Here is a 4613-nt window from a genome sequence, read left to right as displayed (position 1 = left end):
GGGCGGGTGGAGCTCGAGGGGCGCCCCCTGGCGGCGTGGTCCTCCTGGGCGCGCGGGCAGCGCCTGGCCCTGGTGCCGCAGAACGGCCCCTACCCCGAGGAGCTCACCGTCGAGGAGGTCGTGCGGCTGGGGCGCACCCCCCACCTGGGCCTGCTGGGGCGTGAGGGCCGCGCCGACGCCGAGGCGGTGGGCTGGGCGCTGGCCCAGACGCAGGTGGCCGAGTTCCGCCACCGCCTGCTCGGCACCCTCTCGGGCGGGGAGCGGCAGCGGGTGATGCTGGCGCGGGCGCTGGCCTCGAGGCCCCACTACCTGCTGCTCGACGAGCCCACCGCCCACCTCGACCTGCACCACCAGGCCGAGTTCTTGTGCCTGCTGGCGGGCCTGCGGGCCCAGGGGATCGGGGTGCTGACCGTGCTGCACGACCCCAACCTGGCCCGCCAAGCCGACCGGGTGGCGTTTTTGGCCGATGGGCGCGTGGTGGCCGAGGGCCCGCCGGACGCGGTGATCCGCGAGGACCTCCTGGCGCGGGTCTACGGCCCGATGGTGCGGGTGCGCGAGGTGGACGGCCGCCCGGTGGTGTTGCTGGGGTGAACGTGCTCGAGGCCCACCGGACCAGCCTCAAGGTGACCGGCGAGCTGCTGCTGCTCGACCTGGGCGAGGTGCGCCGCCTGGAGACCCAGGACGGTCCGGCCCTGGCCCGCTACGTGGCGGTGCTGCGCGGCCAGGTGGGGCAGTGTTCGCGGCAGGGGCGAGGTTTCCCCCAACTGCGCCTGCTGCGGGCCGGGGTGCCCCCCGGCGAGAGCCTGGCCTACGTCCTCGACGCCGACCCCCTCGAGTTCACCCTCGAGGAGGGCGTGCTGCGCCTGCCCGGCCTGCGGGTCTACCTCGAGGGGCCCCCGCCCTTCGTCGAGACGCCGTTCTACGCCGTGGTGACGCCGGGGGAGGGGCCGTGAGCGGGAGGGTGGAGCTGTGGCTGGTGCGCCACGGGCAGACCGTGTGGAACGCCGAGGGCCGCCTGACGGGCTGGAGCGACGTGCCGCTGAGCGAACTCGGCGAGGCCCAGGCGAGGGCCCTGGCCCCCCTCCTCGCCGCCGAGCGCTTCGACGGGGCGGTGGCCTCCGACCTCGCCAGGGCCGTCCAAACCGCCCGGCTGGCCTACGGCGAGCCCGAGCGGGTGCTGCCCGATCTGCGGGAGCTGAACTTCGGCGCGCTCGAGGGCCTGCGCTGGGCCGAGCTCGACGACGCCCACCGGCAAGCCCTGCTCGCCTTCGACGGCTTCGCGGCCCCGGGCGGGGAGTCCACGGCCGGGATGCGCTCGAGGGTCTACGGCGCCTTCGACGCGCTGCCGCGGGGCCGCCACCTGGTCTTCACCCACGGGGGCGTGCTGCGCCTGGTGCTGCGCGAGTTCGACCAGGACCGCCTTTTGCCGCCCTGCGCGGTGGTGGGGCTCGACTGGACGGCCCGCCGGGTGCGCTTCGTGCGGGGGGAGGAGGCCGGGGGTGGAGCTTAAGGACGCGGGGCTGGTCCTGGTCACGGGCGGGGCCCGGGCGGGCAAGAGCACGGCCGCGCAGGGGTGGGCGCGGGCGCTGGGCGGCGAGGGCGTGAGCTTCATCGCCACGGCCCAGGCCCTCGACCCCGAGATGGAGCGGCGCGTCGCGGCCCACCGGGCGGAGCGGCCCCCGGCCTGGGAGACCCTCGAGGAGCCCCTGGACGTTGCGGCGGCCCTGCGCCGCGCCCGCCACGGCGTGGTGCTGCTCGACTGCCTGACGCTGTGGGTCTCCAACCTGCTGCTGCGCGAGCCGGACCCGGTGGAAACCCCCGAGGCGCTGCGCCCGCACCTCGAGGGGCTGCTGCGGGCCCGCCTCGAGACCGGCAAGCGCCTGCTGGTCGTGACCAACGAGGTGGGCCTGGGCATCGTGCCCGACAACCCTTTGGCCCGGCGCTACCGCGACCTGCTGGGCTGGGCCAACGCCCGCCTCGCCCGCGAGGCCGACGCGGCGTACCTGATGGTCGCGGGCCTGCCGCTGAGGCTGAAGTGACGAGTGATGAGGTGACCGCATGCGACTGCCCGAGGTTTCCCCCGTCGATCCCGGATGGCTCGAGGCCGCCTGGGCCCGCCACGACCAACTGACCAAGCCCCCTAGGGCCCTGGCCTACCTGGAAGAACTCGGCGTGCGGCTGGCGGCGATCCGGCGGAGCCTGCGCCCCGAGCTGGGCGCGGGGGCCGTGGTCGTCTGCGCCGCCGACCACGGGGTGGCGGCGGAGGGGGTCTCGGCCTACCCGGCGGAGGTCACGGGCCAAATGGTGCTCAACTTCCTGCGGGGCGGGGCGGCCGTCAACCAGATCGCGCAGGCGGCCGGGGCCGAGGTCTACGTGCTGGACGTGGGCGTGCGGGCCGAGCTCCCCGCGCACGAGCGCCTGATCGCGGCCAAAGTGCGCCCGGGGAGCGGGAACCTCCGCCTCGAGCCCGCCATGACCCGCGCGCAGGCCGAGCAGGCCCTCGAGGCGGGCATGGAGGCGGCGCGGCGGGCCCTGCGGGAGGGGGCCACGCTGCTGGCCGCGGGGGACATGGGCATCGGCAACACCACGGCGGCGGCGGCGCTCACGGCGGCGTTCCTGGGCCTCGAGGCCGCCGCCGTCACCGGGCCCGGCACCGGCGTGGACGAGGCCCGCTACCGCCACAAGGTGCGGGTGGTGGGGGAGGGGCTCGAGCGGGCCGCGCGCTCGCTGGGCGACCTCGCCCGGGCCGACCCCCTGGCGGTGCTGGCCGAGCTGGGCGGCCTGGAGGTCGCGGCCGCCGCCGGGGTCTTCCTGGCGGGGGCCGAGGCCGGGGTGCCCCTGGTCACCGACGGCTTCCCGGTGACGGCCGGGGCGCTGGCGGCGGTGCGGCTGTGCCCGGCGGTGCGGGAGTACCTCTTCGCGGGCCACCGCTCGGCCGAGCCGGGCCACGCCCTGCAACTGCGGGCGCTGGGGCTGCGGCCGGTGCTCGAGCTCGGCCTGCGCCTGGGCGAGGGCACGGGGGCGGTGCTGAGCTTCCCGGTGCTGCGGGCGGCGGCGCGGGTCTTGGCGGGCATGGCTACATTCGAAGAGGCCGGCGTCGGGCAGACTGCGGCTGCGGAGCGGGGCTGAGGGCGCGATGGCGAAGCTCAAGGAGGGCGAGGACTACTACCTGGAGGGCGGCCTCTACGTCTTCACGGCGGCCTACCACCTCAAGCGCGGCCACTGCTGCGGCTCGAGGTGCCGCCACTGCCCCTACCCGCCCGAGGTGCAGGCCGAGGCCATCCGCCGCCGCCTGGCCGGGCTGCCGGTGAACCCTGAGGACGAGGCGGCGGGCAAGCGGTAGCCCGCCGCCGGGACTGTAAGCGGCGTCCAGGGACGAAACGGTAGGGTCACAGGGTAGAATCCGAGGCGTGAAGGAAGTCTGGTGGATCCGCCACGGCCAGAGCGCCTCCAACGCGGGGCTGCGCACCCGGGACAACCGCTCCAACCCCCTCACCGCGCTGGGCCGCCTCGAGGCCCGCCGCGTGGCCGGGGCCCTGGAGCGCGAGCCCGAGCTCATCGTCACCTCGCCCTACGTCCGCACCCTCCAAACCGCCGAACCCGCCCTCGAGCGCTTCCCGCTGGCCTTGCACGAGGAGTGGCCGGTGCACGAGTACACCTGGCTCGCCGACGAGCGCCGCCGCGACACCACCTTCCTCGAGCGCGAGGTCTACGCCGAGCGCCACTTCGGCCTGCTCGACCCCCACCGCGTCGATGGGGAGGGTGCCGAGTCGTTCGTGCAGTTCATCGGGCGGGTGGAGGGGGCGCTCGAGCGGCTGCGGGCCCGGCCCGAGCGCTACGTCGTGGTCTTCTCGCACGCCGCCTTCATCCGGGCCGTGCTCTGGACCCAGTTCGCCCGCCCCACCGTCCTGGACTCCAAGGCCATGCAGCAGTTCCTGCGCTTCATGGAGTCGCTGAAGATCCCCAACGCCTCCGTCGTCAGGATGCACCTGGGCGCGGGCGACGAGCTGTTCTTCAGCCCGCCGCTCACCGCGCACCTGCAGGCCCTGCAAGCCGACCTCGTGGCCTGATGCGCCCCTTCTGGCTGGCCCTGGGCTTCCTCACCACCTTCCCCGTGCCCAGCCTGGGCGAGGTCCGGCCCGGGGAGATGCGGGCCGCCTCGGCCTTCTACCCGGTCGCGGGGTACTGCATAGGCGGGGCGCTGGCCCTGGCCGCCTGGCTCACCCAGCCCCTGCCCGACGGCTTGCAGGGCGTGCTGCTGCTGGCGGTGTGGCTGGGGCTCACCGGGATGCTCCACCTCGACGGCCTCCTCGACTGTGCCGACGCCCTGCTGGCGATGCGCTCCCCCGAACAGCGCCTGAAGATCCTCTCCGACGTGCACCTGGGCAGCTTCGCCTTCGGGGTGGGCTTCGTGCACCTGCTGCTCAAGTGGCAGCTCCTGGCCTCCGGGCCCTCCCCGTGGCTGCTGCTGTGCCTCCCGGCCGTGGCGCGCTTCGCGCTGCTGGTGCCCATGAACCTCTACCCCGCCGCCCGCCCCGAGGGCCTGGGGGCGCGCTCGAGGGAAGGCCGCCTCGCCCCGGCCCTGCTCTTCACCCTCCCCGCCCTGGCCCTAT

8 protein-coding genes are annotated in these 4613 nt (G+C 75.4%); all 8 read left to right on the top strand.

What is annotated here, in order from left to right:
- The coding region (locus tag Mterra_RS19045) for an ABC transporter ATP-binding protein (protein WP_147372951.1) at window positions 1-591 on the top strand (591 nt) is incomplete at its 5' end.
- Window positions 588-953: a hypothetical protein gene (locus Mterra_RS19040; protein ID WP_245971699.1), complete on the top strand. Its 366-nt coding sequence runs from the start codon at window positions 588-590 to the stop codon at window positions 951-953. The genes Mterra_RS19045 and Mterra_RS19040, both read left to right, overlap by 4 nt.
- A complete protein-coding gene (locus Mterra_RS19035) occupies window positions 950-1510 on the top strand; it encodes a histidine phosphatase family protein (RefSeq protein ID WP_245971698.1) in 561 nt (186 codons plus the stop codon). The genes Mterra_RS19040 and Mterra_RS19035 overlap by 4 nt, the downstream gene beginning before the upstream one ends.
- Entirely contained in the window at window positions 1500-2039 is a 540-nt protein-coding gene (cobU, locus tag Mterra_RS19030; protein ID WP_176582558.1) for a bifunctional adenosylcobinamide kinase/adenosylcobinamide-phosphate guanylyltransferase, read from the top strand. The genes Mterra_RS19035 and cobU overlap by 11 nt, the downstream gene beginning before the upstream one ends.
- A gap of 19 nt (window positions 2040-2058) precedes the next feature.
- Window positions 2059-3129: a nicotinate-nucleotide--dimethylbenzimidazole phosphoribosyltransferase gene (gene cobT, locus Mterra_RS19025; protein ID WP_119316561.1), complete on the top strand. Its 1071-nt coding sequence runs from the start codon at window positions 2059-2061 to the stop codon at window positions 3127-3129.
- A gap of 7 nt (window positions 3130-3136) precedes the next feature.
- Window positions 3137-3343 carry a C1orf53 family protein gene (locus Mterra_RS19020; RefSeq protein WP_119316560.1) on the top strand — a complete coding sequence of 69 codons (207 nt, stop codon included), beginning with the start codon at window positions 3137-3139 and terminating at the stop codon, window positions 3341-3343.
- 67 nt (window positions 3344-3410) lie between these two features.
- Window positions 3411-4070, top strand: coding sequence for a histidine phosphatase family protein (locus Mterra_RS19015; protein ID WP_170159745.1), 660 nt, complete (start codon window positions 3411-3413; stop codon window positions 4068-4070).
- Window positions 4070-4613: adenosylcobinamide-GDP ribazoletransferase (locus Mterra_RS19010; protein ID WP_147372950.1), on the top strand; the 544-nt coding region annotated here is incomplete at its 3' end. The genes Mterra_RS19015 and Mterra_RS19010, both read left to right, overlap by 1 nt.

It is taken from the genome of Calidithermus terrae (genome assembly GCF_003574345.1).
GTDB classification, from domain to species: domain Bacteria; phylum Deinococcota; class Deinococci; order Deinococcales; family Thermaceae; genus Calidithermus; species Calidithermus chliarophilus.
This window is presented reverse-complemented; position numbering and strand designations above follow the sequence as displayed.

Excerpts from the sequence above, each read along its gene's own strand:
- cobT (WP_119316561.1), top strand. The coding sequence starts at position 2,059 with ATGCGACTGCCCGAGGTTTCCCCCGTCGATCCCGGATGGCTCGAGGCC.
- Mterra_RS19020 (WP_119316560.1), top strand. The coding sequence starts at position 3,137 with ATGGCGAAGCTCAAGGAGGGCGAGGACTACTACCTGGAGGGCGGCCTC.